This window comes from Candidatus Planktophila versatilis (assembly GCF_002288105.1).
Classification (GTDB): Bacteria; Actinomycetota; Actinomycetes; order Nanopelagicales; family Nanopelagicaceae; genus Planktophila; species Planktophila versatilis.
The window spans coordinates 363380-379010 of sequence record NZ_CP016774.1; the positions used below are offsets into that span (position 1 = coordinate 363380).

At 48.2% G+C, this 15631-nt stretch carries 19 protein-coding genes and 2 tRNA genes; 16 read left to right on the forward strand and 5 right to left on the reverse strand.

Going from position 1 to position 15631, the window contains the following annotated elements; translation table 11 throughout:
• Positions 1-11: 11 nt before the first annotated feature.
• The 10 genes from A1sIA79_RS01890 (at position 12) to A1sIA79_RS01935 (ending at position 7511) form a co-directional block, all read left to right on the forward strand.
• Positions 12-995 carry a PhoH family protein gene (locus A1sIA79_RS01890; protein ID WP_095674549.1) on the forward strand — a complete coding sequence of 328 codons (984 nt, stop codon included), beginning with the start codon at positions 12-14 and terminating at the stop codon, positions 993-995.
• Between the two features lie 8 nt (positions 996-1003).
• A complete protein-coding gene (ybeY, locus tag A1sIA79_RS01895; protein ID WP_095674550.1) occupies positions 1004-1438 on the forward strand; it encodes an rRNA maturation RNase YbeY in 435 nt (144 codons plus the stop codon).
• Positions 1435-2358, forward strand: a complete 924-nt coding sequence (locus A1sIA79_RS01900; protein ID WP_223298177.1) for a hemolysin family protein — start codon at positions 1435-1437, stop codon at positions 2356-2358. Before ybeY ends, A1sIA79_RS01900 begins: the two co-directional genes overlap by 4 nt.
• On the forward strand, positions 2351-2662 hold the full coding sequence (locus A1sIA79_RS01905; RefSeq protein ID WP_095674552.1) for a cytidine/deoxycytidylate deaminase family protein: 312 nt from the start codon (positions 2351-2353) through the stop codon (positions 2660-2662). Before A1sIA79_RS01900 ends, A1sIA79_RS01905 begins: the two co-directional genes overlap by 8 nt.
• 33 nt (positions 2663-2695) lie before the next feature.
• The gene (locus tag A1sIA79_RS01910; protein ID WP_095674553.1) at positions 2696-3484 is read left to right on the forward strand and encodes a fumarylacetoacetate hydrolase family protein; all 789 of its coding nucleotides are present in this window, start codon (positions 2696-2698) and stop codon (positions 3482-3484) included.
• Complete coding sequence (gltX, locus tag A1sIA79_RS01915; RefSeq protein WP_095674554.1) at positions 3481-4944, forward strand: glutamate--tRNA ligase; 1464 nt, start codon at positions 3481-3483, stop codon at positions 4942-4944. The genes A1sIA79_RS01910 and gltX overlap by 4 nt, the downstream gene beginning before the upstream one ends.
• Positions 4945-5002: 58 nt before the next feature.
• Positions 5003-5074 (forward strand) — tRNA-Gln (locus A1sIA79_RS01920).
• A gap of 42 nt (positions 5075-5116) precedes the next feature.
• Positions 5117-5189: transfer RNA gene (locus A1sIA79_RS01925), tRNA-Glu, on the forward strand.
• Between the two features lie 36 nt (positions 5190-5225).
• A complete protein-coding gene (locus A1sIA79_RS01930; protein WP_095674555.1) occupies positions 5226-6617 on the forward strand; it encodes an FAD-binding oxidoreductase in 1392 nt (463 codons plus the stop codon).
• 45 nt (positions 6618-6662) lie between these two features.
• Complete coding sequence (locus A1sIA79_RS01935) at positions 6663-7511, forward strand: fumarylacetoacetate hydrolase family protein (RefSeq protein ID WP_095674556.1); 849 nt, start codon at positions 6663-6665, stop codon at positions 7509-7511.
• Positions 7512-7516: 5 nt separating this feature from the next.
• Here A1sIA79_RS01935 and A1sIA79_RS01940 read toward each other — a convergent pair whose 3' ends face one another.
• From A1sIA79_RS01940 to A1sIA79_RS01950, 3 genes are all read right to left on the reverse strand, one after another.
• On the reverse strand, positions 7517-8068 hold the full coding sequence (locus A1sIA79_RS01940) for a DUF4287 domain-containing protein (RefSeq protein WP_095674557.1): 552 nt from the start codon (positions 8066-8068) through the stop codon (positions 7517-7519).
• 9 nt (positions 8069-8077) lie between these two features.
• Positions 8078-8593, reverse strand: a complete 516-nt coding sequence (locus tag A1sIA79_RS01945; protein WP_420021873.1) for a TIGR00645 family protein — start codon at positions 8591-8593, stop codon at positions 8078-8080.
• A gap of 157 nt (positions 8594-8750) precedes the next feature.
• Positions 8751-9098: a hypothetical protein gene (locus A1sIA79_RS01950; RefSeq protein WP_190277073.1), complete on the reverse strand. Its 348-nt coding sequence runs from the start codon at positions 9096-9098 to the stop codon at positions 8751-8753.
• Positions 9099-9150: 52 nt separating this feature from the next.
• On the opposite strand from A1sIA79_RS01950, the gene A1sIA79_RS01955 reads away from it, so the two are divergent.
• The 3 genes from A1sIA79_RS01955 to A1sIA79_RS06930 are packed head-to-tail and all read left to right on the forward strand — an operon-like array spanning position 9151 to position 9891.
• Positions 9151-9540, forward strand: a complete 390-nt coding sequence (locus A1sIA79_RS01955; protein ID WP_095674559.1) for a DoxX family protein — start codon at positions 9151-9153, stop codon at positions 9538-9540.
• Positions 9541-9548: 8 nt separating this feature from the next.
• The gene (locus tag A1sIA79_RS07025; protein ID WP_095674560.1) at positions 9549-9686 is read left to right on the forward strand and encodes a DUF2256 domain-containing protein; all 138 of its coding nucleotides are present in this window, start codon (positions 9549-9551) and stop codon (positions 9684-9686) included.
• A gap of 55 nt (positions 9687-9741) precedes the next feature.
• Positions 9742-9891, forward strand: coding sequence for a hypothetical protein (locus A1sIA79_RS06930; protein ID WP_190277074.1), 150 nt, complete (start codon positions 9742-9744; stop codon positions 9889-9891).
• On the opposite strand, the gene A1sIA79_RS01965 is transcribed toward A1sIA79_RS06930, so the two are convergent.
• Entirely contained in the window at positions 9888-10286 is a 399-nt protein-coding gene (locus A1sIA79_RS01965; RefSeq protein WP_223298366.1) for a DoxX family membrane protein, read from the reverse strand. The two genes, A1sIA79_RS06930 and A1sIA79_RS01965, sit on opposite strands and share 4 nt — an antisense overlap.
• Positions 10287-10448: 162 nt before the next feature.
• Between A1sIA79_RS01965 and A1sIA79_RS01970 the strand changes: the two genes are divergently transcribed.
• Positions 10449-10796, forward strand: coding sequence for a thiol-disulfide oxidoreductase DCC family protein (locus A1sIA79_RS01970; protein ID WP_190277075.1), 348 nt, complete (start codon positions 10449-10451; stop codon positions 10794-10796).
• Here A1sIA79_RS01970 and A1sIA79_RS01975 read toward each other — a convergent pair.
• On the reverse strand, positions 10793-12283 hold the full coding sequence (locus A1sIA79_RS01975) for a cryptochrome/photolyase family protein (protein WP_095674563.1): 1491 nt from the start codon (positions 12281-12283) through the stop codon (positions 10793-10795). The two genes, A1sIA79_RS01970 and A1sIA79_RS01975, sit on opposite strands and share 4 nt — an antisense overlap.
• A gap of 227 nt (positions 12284-12510) precedes the next feature.
• On the opposite strand from A1sIA79_RS01975, the gene A1sIA79_RS01980 reads away from it, so the two are divergent.
• Positions 12511-14496: a bifunctional metallophosphatase/5'-nucleotidase gene (locus A1sIA79_RS01980; RefSeq protein ID WP_190277076.1), complete on the forward strand. Its 1986-nt coding sequence runs from the start codon at positions 12511-12513 to the stop codon at positions 14494-14496.
• A 134-nt stretch (positions 14497-14630) separates the two neighbouring features.
• The gene (locus A1sIA79_RS01985; protein ID WP_095674565.1) at positions 14631-15467 is read left to right on the forward strand and encodes a cytochrome b5 domain-containing protein; all 837 of its coding nucleotides are present in this window, start codon (positions 14631-14633) and stop codon (positions 15465-15467) included.
• The last annotated feature ends 164 nt before the right edge of the window (positions 15468-15631 follow it).

The following is a 15631-nucleotide window of genomic DNA, read 5'->3' on the forward strand; positions in this document are numbered from 1 at the left end:
TTTTCAGTTATATGGAACGCCTGTTGATCACAGTACCTCCCGCCATCTCGATGGTTTCACTGCTCGGAATAAGCGATGCAAATATGTTGGCAATCGAAGCCGCATTTCCTTCCGTAAATGTCACCGTGCGCGGCAATGAAATTACCTTGCGCGGTCCTCATATCGATTGCATTGCGATGGAAAAGCTCATTACCGAGATGATGGTCGTTATTCGCTCCGGTCAAACACTAAATGTGGATGCGGTCTCGCGCAGCATTGCCATGTTAGAAGCGATCCCAGAGCAGAGCCCGGGTGAAGTGCTCTCACTTAATATTGTCTCTAATCGCGGTCGCACGATTAGACCCAAGACTGCCAATCAAAAGCTCTATGTCGATGCGATTGAAGAAAACACCATCACCTTTGGAATTGGCCCAGCTGGAACCGGAAAGACATACCTTGCAATGGCAAAGGCTGTTGCTGCGCTGCAAGCGAAGAAGGTTAACCGCATCATTTTGTCACGTCCTGCTGTGGAGGCAGGAGAGAAGCTTGGCTTCTTGCCTGGAACGCTCAATGAAAAAATTGATCCCTATCTGCGCCCACTCTTTGATGCGCTACACGACATGATTGATATCGATTCAATCCCGCGCCTGATGCAATCAGGTGTGATTGAGGTAGCACCGCTTGCCTTTATGCGTGGTCGCACGTTGAACGACTCATTTATTATTTTGGATGAAGCACAGAACACAACGCCAGAACAGATGAAGATGTTCTTAACCCGCCTGGGCTTTGGTTCCAAGATGGTCATTACCGGCGATGTCACTCAGACCGATCTTCCCAACGGTCAGCGTTCCGGTCTTGCCATTATTCGCGACATCTTAAATGGCGTTGATGACATCTCCTTTATGGAGCTCACTGCAGATGACGTAGTTCGACACCGACTTATTGGTGACATTGTGAAGGCCTACGATGCCTATGATGCAACCAAATCGGCTCCTCGTTCACTTCGTAGCAACTAAGTCCTGTCATGAGCGTTGAGTTAACAAATCGTTCTGGGGCTTTGGTGCCAGAAAAGCAGATGCATTCACTTCTTAATTTTGGTATCACCTATATGGAACTCCACCCTGATTGCGCAATCTCACTGACCTTTGTTGATGTCACCGAGATGGAAGAGCTCCACATCAAATGGATGGATGAATCTGGACCGACCGATGTGCTCTCTTTTCCGATGGATCTTCCAGAACATGATGGTGAGATTGTGACTCTTGGTGACATTGTCATTGCACCAGCTGTTGCAGCTAAGCAAGCAAAAGATGCTGGTCACAGCACTGAAGCAGAAATCTATATCCTTGCTACCCATGGTCTGCTTCACATCCTTGGTTATGACCACGCAGATCCTGATGAAGAGAAAGTAATGTTTGCCCTGCAAGAGAAGATTGTGAAGGAGTGGTCACAGAAGTGAACCAAGTTCGAAAGAGCATCAGCCTTGCCCTGGCATTTATCTACACCCCGATTGCTAAGGGTGTGATTGCACTCGGTAATCTCATTACTCCCGATAAAGGATTTAAGTGGGGCCTATTTACCAACGAGAACGAGTTCCGAGAACTGATGGATCACGCCCACGTTCAAGGCCTGGTGGAATCTGATGAGCACGAGATGCTACAAAATGTATTTGAGTTAGGTGACACCTTGGTGCGCGAACTGATGGTCCACCGCACAGATATGGTCTGGATTGAACGAGATAAATCACTGCGCCAAGCACTTTCATTGGCGCTGCGCTCTGGGTATTCACGTATTCCAGTCACCGGTGAAAACATCGATAACATCATTGGCATTGCCTATGTGAAAGATTTAGCTAAGCGTGCGCTGGATCACCATGAAGCTGAGACCACTGAAAAAGTAGAGCAACACATACGCCCGGCTGTCTTTGTTCCGGAAAATAAAGAGGCGGCAGAGCTACTTAAAGAGATGCAGCGCGATCAGATTCACTTAGCAATCGTGGTTGATGAATACGGTGGCACCGCGGGCATCATCACCATTGAAGATATTATTGAAGAAATCGTGGGCGAGATTGCCGATGAATATGACGATGGCATTGAAGAATTTAACTGGATATCAGAGACAAAGGCGCGCGCTAAGGCTTCGATGCATATTGAAGATTTAGCCGATGAACTTAAAATTGAGATGGACCGCGATGAGTTTGAAGATGTAGATACTGTGGGCGGATATATGGCTGAAAAACTTGGCCGCGTTCCGATTGCTGGTTCGACCATCAACTTACATGGTTACTCCATTACCTCTGAGCGCCCCTTAGGTCGCCGTCGCCGAATTAGCTCAGTTATTATTGAGCGGCTGGATAAGGAGGTTGATGAGCATGAATAATCCAGAAGATGCAAAGCTGGTCACCCTTGCCACATCAACTCTTGCTCGCAGTGGAGCCGAACAAGCGGCAGCGCTGCGTGATTCAACCGGGCGCACCTATGTGGCAGTCAATGTCACATCACCATCACTGAACCTCGATGCCTTTGAAGCTGTGCTCACAGTTGCCCTCGCATCTGGAATTTCTGGAATTGAAAGCGTGGTGGCAACTGGATCAAGGCCTGAAAATGTGAAGGCAATTAAAGACTTCACACCAAGTGCGACCGTATTTTTCGTTGCAGTAAGCGGAGAAGTTATCTCGCTTTAGGCATCTGGCGCTAGGAAAAGATAAGATTGTCCAATGCGCGTCGTTCGATTTACTCCTTCACCTGATGCTGGACTAGGAAACGACCCACTCTTTGGAATTCTGGAAGATGATGATCAGATAACAATCATTTCCGGAGATCCGATTTATCACGGTATTCAAAAAACGGCAGCAAGAGTGGAGCTGGCAAAGGTGCGCCTGTTGGCCCCGGTCATCCCGCGCTCAAAGATTGTCTGCGTGGGAAAGAACTATGCCGACCACGCCGCTGAAATGGGCAGTGAAGTTCCGACAGAACCCATCATCTTCTTAAAACCAAATACATCTGTCATTGGCCCCGGCGACACCATTGTCTGGCCGGCGATGGCGCCAACGATTGATTACGAAGCAGAGCTGGCAATAGTTATTGGTCGAGTGTGTAAAGAGGTTCCGAAGGAGCGCGTGAAAGATGTGATCTTTGGCTACACCATGGCAAATGATGTGACTACGCGTGAGCTACAAAAGCGCGATGGACAATGGACTCGTGCTAAATCATTCGACACCTTCTGTCCCTTAGGCCCATGGATTGAAACTGAGTTTGTGCCTGGTACCCAGCGCATCTCGCTGACTGTTAATGGTGAAATCAAGCAGGACGCATCAATTTCACAGATGATGTTCGGTATTGAAGATATCGTGCACTTCGTTACCCAAGTGATGACCCTGCTACCTGGAGATGTGATCATTACTGGAACACCTGCTGGAATTGGTCCGCTACCTGAAAAATCTACCGTCACAGTTTCTATTGAGGGCCTGGGCGAGTTAACAAATAAAGTGAGTGCGCGACTATGAGTACAAAGAGAGCCGTAAAAGTTCGCTTTGCGCCATCGCCAACGGGAGACTTACACGTTGGAAATATTCGCACCGCACTCTTTGATTGGGCATATGCCCGTCACACTGGTGGCACATTCTTATTCCGGATTGAAGATACCGACACCACTCGCGTTACTGATGAATACATTCAGGCTGCCATCGACACACTTAAATGGCTTGGCTTGCAGTGGGATGAAGGTCCAGAGGTAGGTGGGGCTAATGGTCCTTACCTGCAATCACAGCGACTTGATATCTATGCCGAGTGGGCGCAGAAGTTTCTTACCCAAGGCGATGCCTATCACTGCTACTGCTCACCGGATGAGTTAGAAGCGGTGCGCGAAGGACAGCGCAAAGCAAATGTGGCACCGGGCTATAACGGACACTGTCGCGATTTAACTACCGAGCAGATTGCCGCCTTTAAGGCACAGGGCCGAGAAGCGGTAGTGCGTATGCGGATGCCTGATGGCAGCACCACCTTTACTGATGAGATTCGCGGAGATGTCACCTTCGATCATAAGTTTGTGCCGGACTTCGTCTTAGTGCGCGCAGATGGTTCACCTCTTTACACCTTGGCCGTTGCTATCGATGACATCCTCATGGGTGTTACCCATGTGCTGCGCGGAGAAGATTTACTTTCATCAACCCCGCGCCAGATTCGCGTTTATCAGGCGATGGGCGTGAAGTTAGATGATTACCCCGTCTTTGCCCACCTTCCCTTTGTGATGGGTCAAGATAATGCCAAGCTCTCTAAGCGAAACGGTGAAGTCTCTATCGCCTGGTATCGCGAACAAGGTTATTTGCCAGAAGCAATCTGTAATTACTTAGCACTGCTTGGTTGGTCACCTGGCGATGATCGGGAAAATATCTCCATGAAAGAACTCACCGAGCTCTTCACTGTCGAAAAAGTGCACTCATCACCTGCTCGCTTTGATATGAAAAAGCTGGAGGCGATTAACGGCGATAAAATCCGTGCGCTCTCACTCGAAGAGTTCACCACCTGGACCCTGCCCTTCTTGATAAAAGCCAACGTGATTGCCGGAAGTGCTGAAGAAATCGAGTTGGTAAAGCAGGCGCTACCTCTGATTCAAGAGCGCATCGTTAAGCTCGATGAGGCGCCAGCGCTGCTACGTTTCCTCTTTGTGAAAGAGTTTGCAGTTGACCCAGATGCGGTGGCAAAGATCAGTGATGATGCAGCCAAAGATATTCTTAAGCGCTCAAAGAAAGAGCTAGAAGCCTTGGCTGATTGGAACCACGAATCGATTGAAGGCGCTCTGCGCACCTCGCTGATCGAGGAGTTAGGACTCAAGCCACGTATTGCATTTACCGCACTTCGTATTGCAACAACAGGTAGCACCATCTCCCCACCTTTATTTGAATCGATGGAGTTACTTGGTAAAGAGGCCTGCCTGACTCGTATTTCTGCAGCTCTGGCTCTGTAATTTCTGGCGTGATGGTGGGGTAAACTTCCTACCTTGCCACATGGAAATAATTTAATATTGGGGTATGGGGTAATTGGCAGCCCTGCTGATTCTGGTTCAGTAAGTCTAGGTTCGAGTCCTGGTACCCCAGCTAATACAACTAAATATGTTTGTCCTAGTTATTTTTTGGCACGGCCCCGTCGTCTAGCGGCCTAGGACTCTGGCTTCTCAAGTCAGCTACGAGGGTTCGAATCCCTTCGGGGCTACAGTAAGGCACTAACATCTACGGAGATGAGATTGCATTGGCGATAACAGCGCGCGTTGACCTTAACGCCGAACAAGTTGCTGCCCTCTCATTGCTAGTGAGTGGGCGAATCTCACAAAATCAATCTGTGCTTGATGCACATGGGCGCGATGAATCAGCATTCCCGCCAGTGCAACCATCGGCAGTCGTCACCGTTAAATCCACTGAAGAAGTTTCAAAGGTCCTTGCATATTGCAATCAAGAGCAGATTCCGGTTGTCGCATTCGGTGTTGGCTCTTCCTTAGAAGGTCACGTCCTTCCACTCTTTGGCGGAATTTCACTGGATCTAAGTGAGATGGATCAGATTCTTGCCATTTCTCCGGATGACTTGACCGTCAAAGTACAAGCGGGCGTCAAGCGTATGGCGCTGAATAAGAAGTTATCTTCCGAAGGCTTGTTCTTCTCGGTAGATCCTGGCGCCGATGCCACTATCGGTGGAATGGCATCAACAGGAGCAGCTGGAACAACAACGGTGCGTTATGGCTCCATGCGAGAAAACGTATTAAAGCTCACTGCGGTACTTGCAGATGGAACGATTTTAGAAGTGGGGCGCGAGACCCGAAAGCTCTCCGCCGGCTATGACCTTACCCGTCTGATTGTTGGCTCCGAAGGAACGTTGGCGGTCATTACCGAAATTACCTTACGTCTCTTTGGAATTCCAGAGAAGATGGCTTCTGCCGTTTCTTGCTTTGCCTCCCTGGAAGATGGCGTGCAAGCAGCGATTGCCATTGTGCGATCAGGTGTTGCCATCGCGCGCTGTGAATTTCTTGATGCGCAGTCGATTAGAAATGTGAATAGCCACGACGGAATATCTCTTCAGGAAGCGCCCACATTGCTCTTTGAATTTCATGGTTCTCCGCGTGGTGTGGAAGAAGATGCACAGTTGGTGCAAGAAATCACCAGTGAATTTGGTGGAACTGACTTTAAGTGGACGACCGAAGAGGGCGAACGCAGAAAATTGTGGCAAGCGCGTCATAATGCCTATTGGGCAGGAATTGCAGCACACCCAGGAAAGCGTGGCATCAGTACTGACGCCGCTGTTCCACTTTCAAAACTAGCACAAGCTGTTGCGGTATCAGAGAAATTACTCAAGGAATCTGGTTTCCCCTTCTCAATTCTGGGACATGTGGCAGATGGTAATTTCCACTCGTTTATCATTACCGATCCCACAAAGCCAGAAGAGTTAGAACAGATACGTGAACTCACCCATGAGATGACTTCTCAGATTATTGCAATGGGGGGCACGTGCACGGGCGAACATGGAATTGGTGCCGGCAAGATTGATTCATTGGTAGAAGAAGCGGGTGCGGCTTCGGTTGCGGTGATGCGCGCGATTAAGGCTACCCTTGACCCCAACGGCATTTTGAATCCTGGAAAGATATTTAGCTAATTTTATTTTCTAGGTTTTTTCAAAGTGTTGATGTAGAGTAAAAGTATGAAGATAGCAAGATTTGGTAAAATTGGTTCCGAGCGCCCAGCGGTAATGATCAGCGATAACAAAGCTGTCTATGTCGATTCTCTGATTAAAGATTGGAATCGAGATGAGCTGGAAGCCGGAGCGCTTAAAAAAGTGCGCTCAGCAGATCTCTCCCTCCTAGAGTCATTTGATATTGCAGGCCTGCGTATTGGCAGCCCAGTAGCACGCCCCACCAAGCTCATTTGCATTGGACTTAACTATGCGCGCCATGCCGCTGAATCAGGAATGACACCACCACCAGAGCCTGTTGTATTCATGAAGGCGCCCGATTGTTTAGTAGGACCCAATGACGACATCGTTATTCCACCGAATTCAACAGCTACTGATTACGAAGTAGAACTTGCCATTGTGATTGGAAAGCGCGCGCTGTATTTAAAGAGTGAAGCAGAAGCTCGCGACTACATTCTTGGATACTCCATAGGTCAAGATGTCAGCGAACGCCACTGGCAAATTGAGCGGGCCGGACAATGGGTTAAGGGTAAATCGTTTCCAACCTATAACCCGATGGGGCCTGTCATTGTTACTGGCGATGAGTTCGAACCTGATGATGTGCGCGTGTATTGCACGGTTGATGGCGAGAAGCGCCAAGATTCACGCACTAGCGATCTAATTTACGGAATCAGTCACATTGTTTGGTATGTCAGCCAATTTATGGAGCTACACCCAGGAGATATCATCAACACTGGAACTCCAGAAGGTGTGGGATTTGGCTTTAAACCACCTAAGTACCTACGTGCAGGCCAAGAAGTGATTACCGGTATTGAGGGCATTGGCGAGATACGTTCAAAGACTGTGGCGCACAGCTAATTCAGTTACAGCTGGGCAACACGAGTCTTTGCAATATCAACCAATAACTTGGCATCGACATCCCAATCAACGGGAACCTGAATCGTCTTCTTATTTACTTTGTATTCTGTGAGCTTAGGTGCGAACTTAGCGATGATTCCATCACCCCACGGACCAATTAGAAGATGGTTTTTCAATACTGAAACACCCAGAATGTAATCTTCGCCTAACTTAAGCATTGGGTGATTCCAAGCAATGACGACTTTCATTTCGGGATATTTCACCTGTATTGCTTTAAAGATTGCCTTCACCGTCTTCTTCTTCACCGCATCGTGCGGCTCGAGATAACTTGTCAGAGTGGTAAACAGCTTTGAAGTACTCGAACCTCGGTGTGACATCACCACTGCATTGGCGTGTGCCTGACTAAAGCCATGCTCTTGCCGCAAGTAGGCAATCTGGGCTGGATATTTATCTGCATCCAGCTCTTTAAGGCGCCCAAACCAATAAGACATCGGCTGGCCATACTTCTTCTCTATTGCAGGAAAGAAGGCGGAGCGATCCCCGCTTTGTGTGGCCATAAGTGAATTCTAACGCTGCGACTTATGCCGATCAGCCATCATATCCATGAGCGCAAAGAGCACTCCGGAGACAACGAATGTCATATGAATACCAATGCGCCATCCTTCACGCTTGGCATCATAAGTTCCTTCTTGCATAAAGTCTTTGAGAAGCTCAATGACTGAGATTGCAACTAACGAGCCAATGAGCTTGATCTTGAGGCCGCTGAAATCAACGTGACCCATCCAGTGTGGCCGATCTTCAGAGCCTTCCGCAATTGCCATCTTCGAAACAAAGTTTTCATACCCAGCAAAGAGCACGATGATGATCAAGTTGGCCAGTAGCACTGTGTCGAGAAGTTCAAGTACTTCAAGAGTTACTTCTCCGGTTGTGAGATCTGTCAGGTGAGTAATCATGTGCCAGAAGGCGTCAAAGAAGCGGAACAAGATTGGTACTAGGGCAAGTGCGAGTCCTAAATACAGGGGAGCAAGTAACCAGCGACTGGCAAAGATAATCTTTTCAATAAGTCCTTCTAGCATCTTCACATAACCTCCGAGTTGGCTCGCCCTCGAGTGAAGGCATGCCGAAATTATTACAGCCACCTACCCGACTTCTTGGGAAAAAGGGCAACATGGCTTACTAATATTTCCTGAGAATCCCTTTTCCACGAGAAACCATGCTCACTCTGCCGTCGAAAGCTAACTACGGCAGTTGCACCACCTTCTCCACTATCTCTTCGGCAGTTGCCGCAGCACCTAACTCAACGCTGACGTTGGTAGCAAAGCCGCGCAGTGTGGCCTCTGATAACAAGACCATCTGCGCTGCTATATCTGTCATCCAATAAAAAGCGCCCGGACCCACTTGTTCAATCAGCTCGGCTGCTCGCTCAAGTGCCTCATCACTAAACTTTTCAGAGTCATTGCGATTATCAGCTAGAACTCGTAAGAGATATTCACGAATATCGGTGGCATCACGGCGCACCTGTTGATGTCTATCCAGGATCTGCGTTAACTCACGATCCATCGCCTTATGTCGAAACCAGTTGAACATGAGCTGACTCTAGATCTGGGCACTGACATCAGGTCAGAACTATGCTCTGCCCATGACCCTGGCAACCCGCGCCCTGGCAGCGATGCTGCTCATCGCTGGTATTGCCCACTTCATCGCTCCTAAATCACTTGATGCCATCGTTCCGGCATTCCTACCTGGCGGCCCACGCCTTTGGACATACTTAAGTGGCGCGGCAGAGATTGCAATTGGCCTGGCACTGCTAGCGCCACTATCAATGAAGATCGGCACAATATCTATTCGACTGCTTGCTGTCTATGCCGCACTCTTTCTCTTTATCGCCGTCTATCCTGCAAATATCAAGATGGCTATCGATTGGCGTGATCGCCCGATGCCATATCCACTCATCGCTTTCGCACGGCTACCTCTGCAATTTGGATTGTTCTATTGGGCTTGGTCAATTATTAAAGCGTTAAAGCGGTAGCTAAAGATATGAAAGCAAAGACCAAGAACGGATTTGCCCCCAAAGTCTGCCTTCGATGCAATTTGGAGTTTGAATGGCGAAAGAAGTGGGCCCGTGATTGGGAGAATGTGAAATATTGTTCCGAGAAATGTAAAGCAGGCAAGTAGCTGTAGTATCGGCCAGTAGTGAATCAGGAAAGACTAATTAGGAAAGAAGGAAATCATGGGCGCTTGTCAGTGCGGTCACACCAGAGATGAAGAGAAGAATTGCGATGGAACACATAAGGTCGTAAAGGCCGTCAAAGAAGATTTAGCTGTGAAGTTAGAGGCTGCTGGCTTTCCACATGCCTCTGAATTTGTGAAGAATAACTAAGTACTTTTCTTCGCATTTAATATGGGGGTAAGTCTGCCTCCCACTGCCATCGCTGCTCCAATCAGAACCAAGTTCTTGACGATGTACTGACCTTCGAGAGTTAAGTTAAAAGGTATTTCTATAAAACAGACCTCGGGGAGCAGTACCAGCGGTAAGAAGGTGCCGGGCATTTGTAGGGCAAGCAGAAATAGCCCAACTCGGATAAATGAAGGCACCAGCAGACAGAGGCCGATTGCGGCCTCCCAAATACCCAAAATGGGAATGAAAATATCTGGGTTAAACCAGTAGACGGTTTTTGTAATGAGATCATTAGCCGGGCTATCACCGAAAACTTTCAGCACGCCAAACCAAATGAAGACAATACCAAGTGAGATTCGAAGCGCGGGCAAACTCACCTTATTCAAAAATGTAATCAGATTAAGGTCAAACTTTTTAATATCGCTTAATTCACGTAATTGCATTTTCAGTTCTCCATTCGCACTGATTAGATTCTACTCGCCTTGAACTCACTAGGTGAGTTAGAATTCTGGAGCGTGAAGATATGGGGTGACTCAAAGATGGTTGAGATAACAGTCATTTATGATGGCCAGTGCCAGTTATGTAAAAACTCCATTTCTTGGGTAAGTAAGAAATTAACCATTACCGCGCTAGATTTTCACACCGCAGACCTCGCTCAATTCCAGTTGAGCACAGAGCAATGTTCGCGTGAGGTCTTTGTGATCACCGAAGTCAAGCGCTATAGCGGTGCGCAAGCAGTTGCCTTCTTACTTAAAGTGCGAGGTAACAGAGTTCTTTCAGCGCTGCTTACTCTTTCTGGCCCCATTGGTCGCACTGGCTATCGCTGGGTGGCCGGACATAGAAACTCATGGCCGGTCAAGGCTCTTTCCAGGATTTTAGAAAACTAAATCCTTCCTTGCTCTAACCCTTTAAGTACTTCCTTCGCCCGCATTTTCAGCTCTGGCAGATCACTTAAGCGATTGAGTCCATACACCTGTTGGCTCATGCGATGGTTTTTAGCAAAAGTTTCTTTATGACGATCGAGAAAATCCCAATACAAAGTCGTAAAGGGACAGGCCTTAGCGCCGACTCGTAACTTTGGGTCATAGACGCATGGTTTGCAGTAGTTAGACATACGAGAGATATAGGCACCACCTGCGGCATAGGGCTTAGTCATCATCGCCCCGCCATCGGCATGCACTCCCATACCAATCACATTGGGCACCATCACCCACTCGGTGGCATCGATAAAAACTTCGCGCATCCAATCAAGGAATTCCTGCGGGTTTGTGCCAGTAACTAGCGCTAAGTTTGAGATCACCATCAGCCGTGGAATGTGATGCACCCAGGCGCGATCTTGGATATCGCCCACAATCTCTTTCATGCAATTCATCTGCGTGGCAGACGGGTCAGAAAAGAGCGGCAGTAGTTTTCTGGTGGCAGCTAACTGATTGTTATTGCGGTAATCAGGGCCAAGAAACCAATACATACCATTGACATACTCGCGCCAGCCAATGAGCTGGCGGATGAAACCTTCAGCTGATGCAATTGGAATAGCACCTGTCTTAAATGCCTTCATCGCAGCGTGAATGACTTCACTGGGATGCAAGAGGCCATTGTTCAGATAAGGAGAGAGAAGTGAATGATGCAGCGCCCAGTTATCAGTTGTCATGGCATCTTCGAGCGGACCGAATTCAGCGAAGTGGTTGTCAATAAAGTTTTGCAGCACCTTCAGTGCGCCCTTGCGAGTAGTGGCCCAGGTTGGGGTGACGGTAAATGAAAGTTCACTCGCTACTTCAAGATCAATCTTATCTCGCTTGTGTTCTAGATATGCCGGTCCCTCATATTTCTTAGGCGGTGGCAGCCGATTCTCTTTATCAAAATTCCACGCACCACCTTCGGGCTCTTTGCCATCCATCAGAACATTTAGCCGGGTGCGCTGCTTGCGATAGAAGTTCTCCATCAAATAAGACTTTTGCTCATCAGCCCATTGAGTAAAGAGCGGGCGAGGAGTTAAGAAGAAATCATTGTCAACAAATTCTGCGCCATAGCTTTGAAGCGCTTCATAATGCCTAAAAGAGCTTGGCTCGGCGCAGATGACGGGAAGTGCTGCATATTTCTTTGCAATCTCTTTCAAGCCAGCGATCGTGGTCGGCGCTTTAACGTATTCCACTGTGAAGCCTTCGGTCTCTAATGATTGTGCGAAGTGGCGAGCACTAGAGATGAGAAAGAAGAGCCGCTCTTGATGCCAATTGCGCCCAGTTGTCATGCGGGCACTTTCGACCATGGCAATCAGATCAGTGGCTGGGTTGGCCTCTTTTAAGGCGCCAAAGTTGCGATGCAGGTGGTCGAATGGGATATAGATAATCCGCTTGAGTGCATCTTTCTTGGACATGAGGGCAATGGTAGGTCACTGCGCTCGAGGTCACAGCGTGGAGGAGGCCTTTGAATTAGAGGGGAAGGATTGATTCGCAGAGGTTTCACAGGCCGGGGGTAGCCATGATTTAACCTCATTTGTCACTAAGAGTTCAAATTCTGTTCACCAAAGTCACCGGAAAGCAATCATGCTTGAAAGTTAGCCTCTCACTTGCTAAAAACCACTTAAATCTCATGGAGGATACTTTGAAAATCAAGAATGCCATTGCGGCATTAGCAGTGACTGCACTAGTTGCTCCGATGTCACTTGCAGATGCAAGCACGTTTACAGATACCGGAAGCCCTGTAACTCTGACTATTTTACATAATAACGATGGTGAGTCCGCACTCCTACCTGAGCAGTCATACACACTGCCCCAAGGTAAATTGATTTACGGCAGTGCGGCAGCATTTTCAACTGTGATGAAACGAGAAATTAGCTCAGCTAAGAATAGAGGCAACGCCGTGGTCTCACTCTATGCCGGAGACTCTTTTCTTGCTAGTAAAAATCTAATTTGTTCAGATCCAGCAAACAGTGCTTCAACTATCCCTGTTTATGACGGACTGGCGCAATCAATGATGCCGTATGACGCGCACATCTTGGGAAATCATGAATTTGATTACGGAACCGGATTTCTTAACCGTTACATCAATTCCTTCACCCAAAAACTTCGCTACCAGTTCCTTTCTGGTAACTTAGATTTTTCTAAGAACGCTGATCTTTCACCCATGACCTCAAAGTCAGGACAGATTATTCGGGCACGGCACACTGGCAAGAAAGTCGGACAGTCATATATACACAAGGATTACACAACTGGAGCCATTTTTGGAGTAGTAAGCGCGGTGACTCCAACTCTTCGCACAATCTCCTCACCAGGAACAACTAAAGTCACAACGATAGACATTCCAGCCACAGCGGCACTACTAAACAAGCAGGTAGAGGCGCTAGAAGCACAGGGTGTCAATAAGATTATCTTGGTGAGCCATCTGCAGGGCGTTGCCTATGACAAGGAGCTAGTAGCGCTACTAAAGAATGTAGATGTTGCGGTCGCCGGCGGTGGCGATGACCTTCTCACCAGCCCAGATGTTGCTGAGAGTATTCAGCTCATTCCAGGTGAAGGTAAGCCTGTTGGTAAGTACCCAGAGATGGTTAAGGATGCTAATGGTGTCGATGTTCCACTTATCACCACCAAGGGCAACTACAACTACCTCGGTCGCTTTGATATCTCATTCGATGCCGATGGCAAGCTGTCCTCATATAACAAGACCACTTCATATCCACGAAGAGTTATCCCTTATTCATCAGTTGCGGGCGCACTTGGCGTGACTGATGCAGTCGCTCCAGATAAGCGCATCGTGGAAGCAGTGGAAAAGCCACTCAACACCTGCCTAACCGGATTTGCTAAGCCAATTGCCTCAAGTCAGATTGTTCTGGCCACAGATCGCGGCAGTGCAACTGTCTTGGGTGTCAGAACTGCTGAGACCAATGGTGGCAATCTAGTTGCTGACTCATTCGTGCAGGCTTACTCCAGTAGAGCTGCGGCAGCTGGTTTGCCTGCTGCTGGAACTGCTAATCCACTTGTTGCTGTGCAAAACGGTGGCGGAATCAGACAAGGTGGTGGAACCACACTGCCTACTACAGGTGTAGTCGGGGCAATTAACCGAGGCAATACCTTTGATCTACTTCCATTCGATAATCGCCTGGTCGCGGTGACAAATGTCAGCGCAACAGATATGAAAGAGATATTCGAAAGATCATGTTCGGTCAGCACCTCAGGTGGCGGACAGTTCCTTCAATTTAGTGGCATGAAGGTATCGTGCTCAAGAACTGAGAGTGCAACTGTGATCTCAACTCCAACCGGAGATGCATATGCCGGAACAATTACTACACCTGGCAAGCGAGTAAAGGAGATCACACTCAGTGATGGCCGCGCTCTTGTGAAAGATGGAGCAGTTGTTGCGGGTGCGCCGGCGGTCACAATTGTCACCAATCAGTTCACTGCCGATGGTGGAGATAACTATCCAACATTCCAGAAATTGACCAAGGTCGGATTCGGAATCTCCTATGAGCAGGCACTCTATGACTATCTCTTAAGCTTTGCTAAGAACAGCGCAGGGTTACCAGAGATACCAGCAAGTGATGCACGCTATAGCAAGACAACCGGAGAAGGTCGCTTTACCTGGTTGCCATAATCTAAAGCAGTAGAAAATCCCCGCTCATTCTTGGTGCAATCGGGCCACAGAGTGAGTGGGGATTTTTTGCGCTCCACTGGCAGAGCCAATAATTTGAACCAGTAAAGGCGAGAATCTTCAGGTATCGTCTTCCCATGCGCAAACTGCTCATCACAGTGCTGGTATTAGCCTTCATGGCAAGTGCACCCGCCTATGCGCATCAACCCGTTGATTTACTTAAAACAGATACCACTGCTGCCAAAGGTCCACTCCTAGTTGATGGAACTATTTCATATGCAGTTCGCGCAGCCTTTAGCAAGGCAGGAGAGAAGAAAGGCTTTCGGGCAGCTTTTGCCCAAGGAGATGGCCTAAGCGTTGAATATCTCATTGTTGATAAGAAACCAGAGAACTCTCTTCGCCCAACTCAACTACCTACTCTTGTGATGACTAGTCCCAAAGGAACATCGCTCACGATCAAGTTCACTGAGCGGACAAAGTTCCCCTACAGTGGAGTTAATTACCTCTACCTTGCCAGATATCAGGCGGTAGCAGAAGCCGGTGAATATAGCTTTCTAGTGACAGCCAAAAGAAAAGCTTCCATCATTCTGTCTGTGGGAGTAAAAGAGATACCTGGTGAAGTATTGCGTGGGGCTAAACCAACACCTTCCCTAACTCCGGCTCCTGCTACAACACCAACACCAACGCCAAGTGCAGCTGCAACATCAACTCCAGCACCAGCACCAGCACCAACAAAGGTCGGATACACCATGGCACAAGTACGTGCCAATAACTCTGCCAGCAACTGCTGGTCTGTTATCGATGACTCTGTCTATGACTTAACAAAATGGATTAATTCCCACCCAGGTGGATCGGGTGCAATCGTTGGTCTATGTGGCACTGATGGAAGTAGCGCATTTTCAGCAAAGCATGGCAATCAGTCACGTCCTGCAGCCCAGCTCAGTTCCTATCGTTTGGGACCACTAGAGAAGTAATCTTTCTTTTATCCCTTCTCACCAAGACTCTAAGCAAACAAAGGAAAAAGACCCCACCATTTCTGATGAGGTCTTTATCTTGTAGTTCAGTGTTTGAAACAGCCCCTTAACGCAATTGCAGGCTATCAGGCTTACCTGACGAATAGCCCTCCAGAAATTGCACC

Coding starts and splice junctions, on each gene's coding strand:
- A1sIA79_RS01890 (WP_095674549.1), top strand. CDS start 12: ATGGAACGCCTGTTGATCACAGTACCTCCCGCCATCTCGATGGTTTCA.
- ybeY (WP_095674550.1), top strand. CDS start 1,004: ATGAGCGTTGAGTTAACAAATCGTTCTGGGGCTTTGGTGCCAGAAAAG.
- A1sIA79_RS01905 (WP_095674552.1), top strand. CDS start 2,351: ATGAATAATCCAGAAGATGCAAAGCTGGTCACCCTTGCCACATCAACT.
- A1sIA79_RS01910 (WP_095674553.1), top strand. CDS start 2,696: ATGCGCGTCGTTCGATTTACTCCTTCACCTGATGCTGGACTAGGAAAC.
- gltX (WP_095674554.1), top strand. CDS start 3,481: ATGAGTACAAAGAGAGCCGTAAAAGTTCGCTTTGCGCCATCGCCAACG.
- A1sIA79_RS01935 (WP_095674556.1), top strand. CDS start 6,663: ATGAAGATAGCAAGATTTGGTAAAATTGGTTCCGAGCGCCCAGCGGTA.
- A1sIA79_RS01940 (WP_095674557.1), bottom strand. CDS start 8,068: ATGGCCACACAAAGCGGGGATCGCTCCGCCTTCTTTCCTGCAATAGAG.
- A1sIA79_RS01950 (WP_190277073.1), bottom strand. CDS start 9,098: ATGTTCAACTGGTTTCGACATAAGGCGATGGATCGTGAGTTAACGCAG.
- A1sIA79_RS01955 (WP_095674559.1), top strand. CDS start 9,151: ATGACCCTGGCAACCCGCGCCCTGGCAGCGATGCTGCTCATCGCTGGT.
- A1sIA79_RS07025 (WP_095674560.1), top strand. CDS start 9,549: ATGAAAGCAAAGACCAAGAACGGATTTGCCCCCAAAGTCTGCCTTCGA.
- A1sIA79_RS06930 (WP_190277074.1), top strand. CDS start 9,742: ATGGGCGCTTGTCAGTGCGGTCACACCAGAGATGAAGAGAAGAATTGC.
- A1sIA79_RS01970 (WP_190277075.1), top strand. CDS start 10,449: ATGGTTGAGATAACAGTCATTTATGATGGCCAGTGCCAGTTATGTAAA.
- A1sIA79_RS01975 (WP_095674563.1), bottom strand. CDS start 12,283: ATGTCCAAGAAAGATGCACTCAAGCGGATTATCTATATCCCATTCGAC.
- A1sIA79_RS01985 (WP_095674565.1), top strand. CDS start 14,631: ATGCGCAAACTGCTCATCACAGTGCTGGTATTAGCCTTCATGGCAAGT.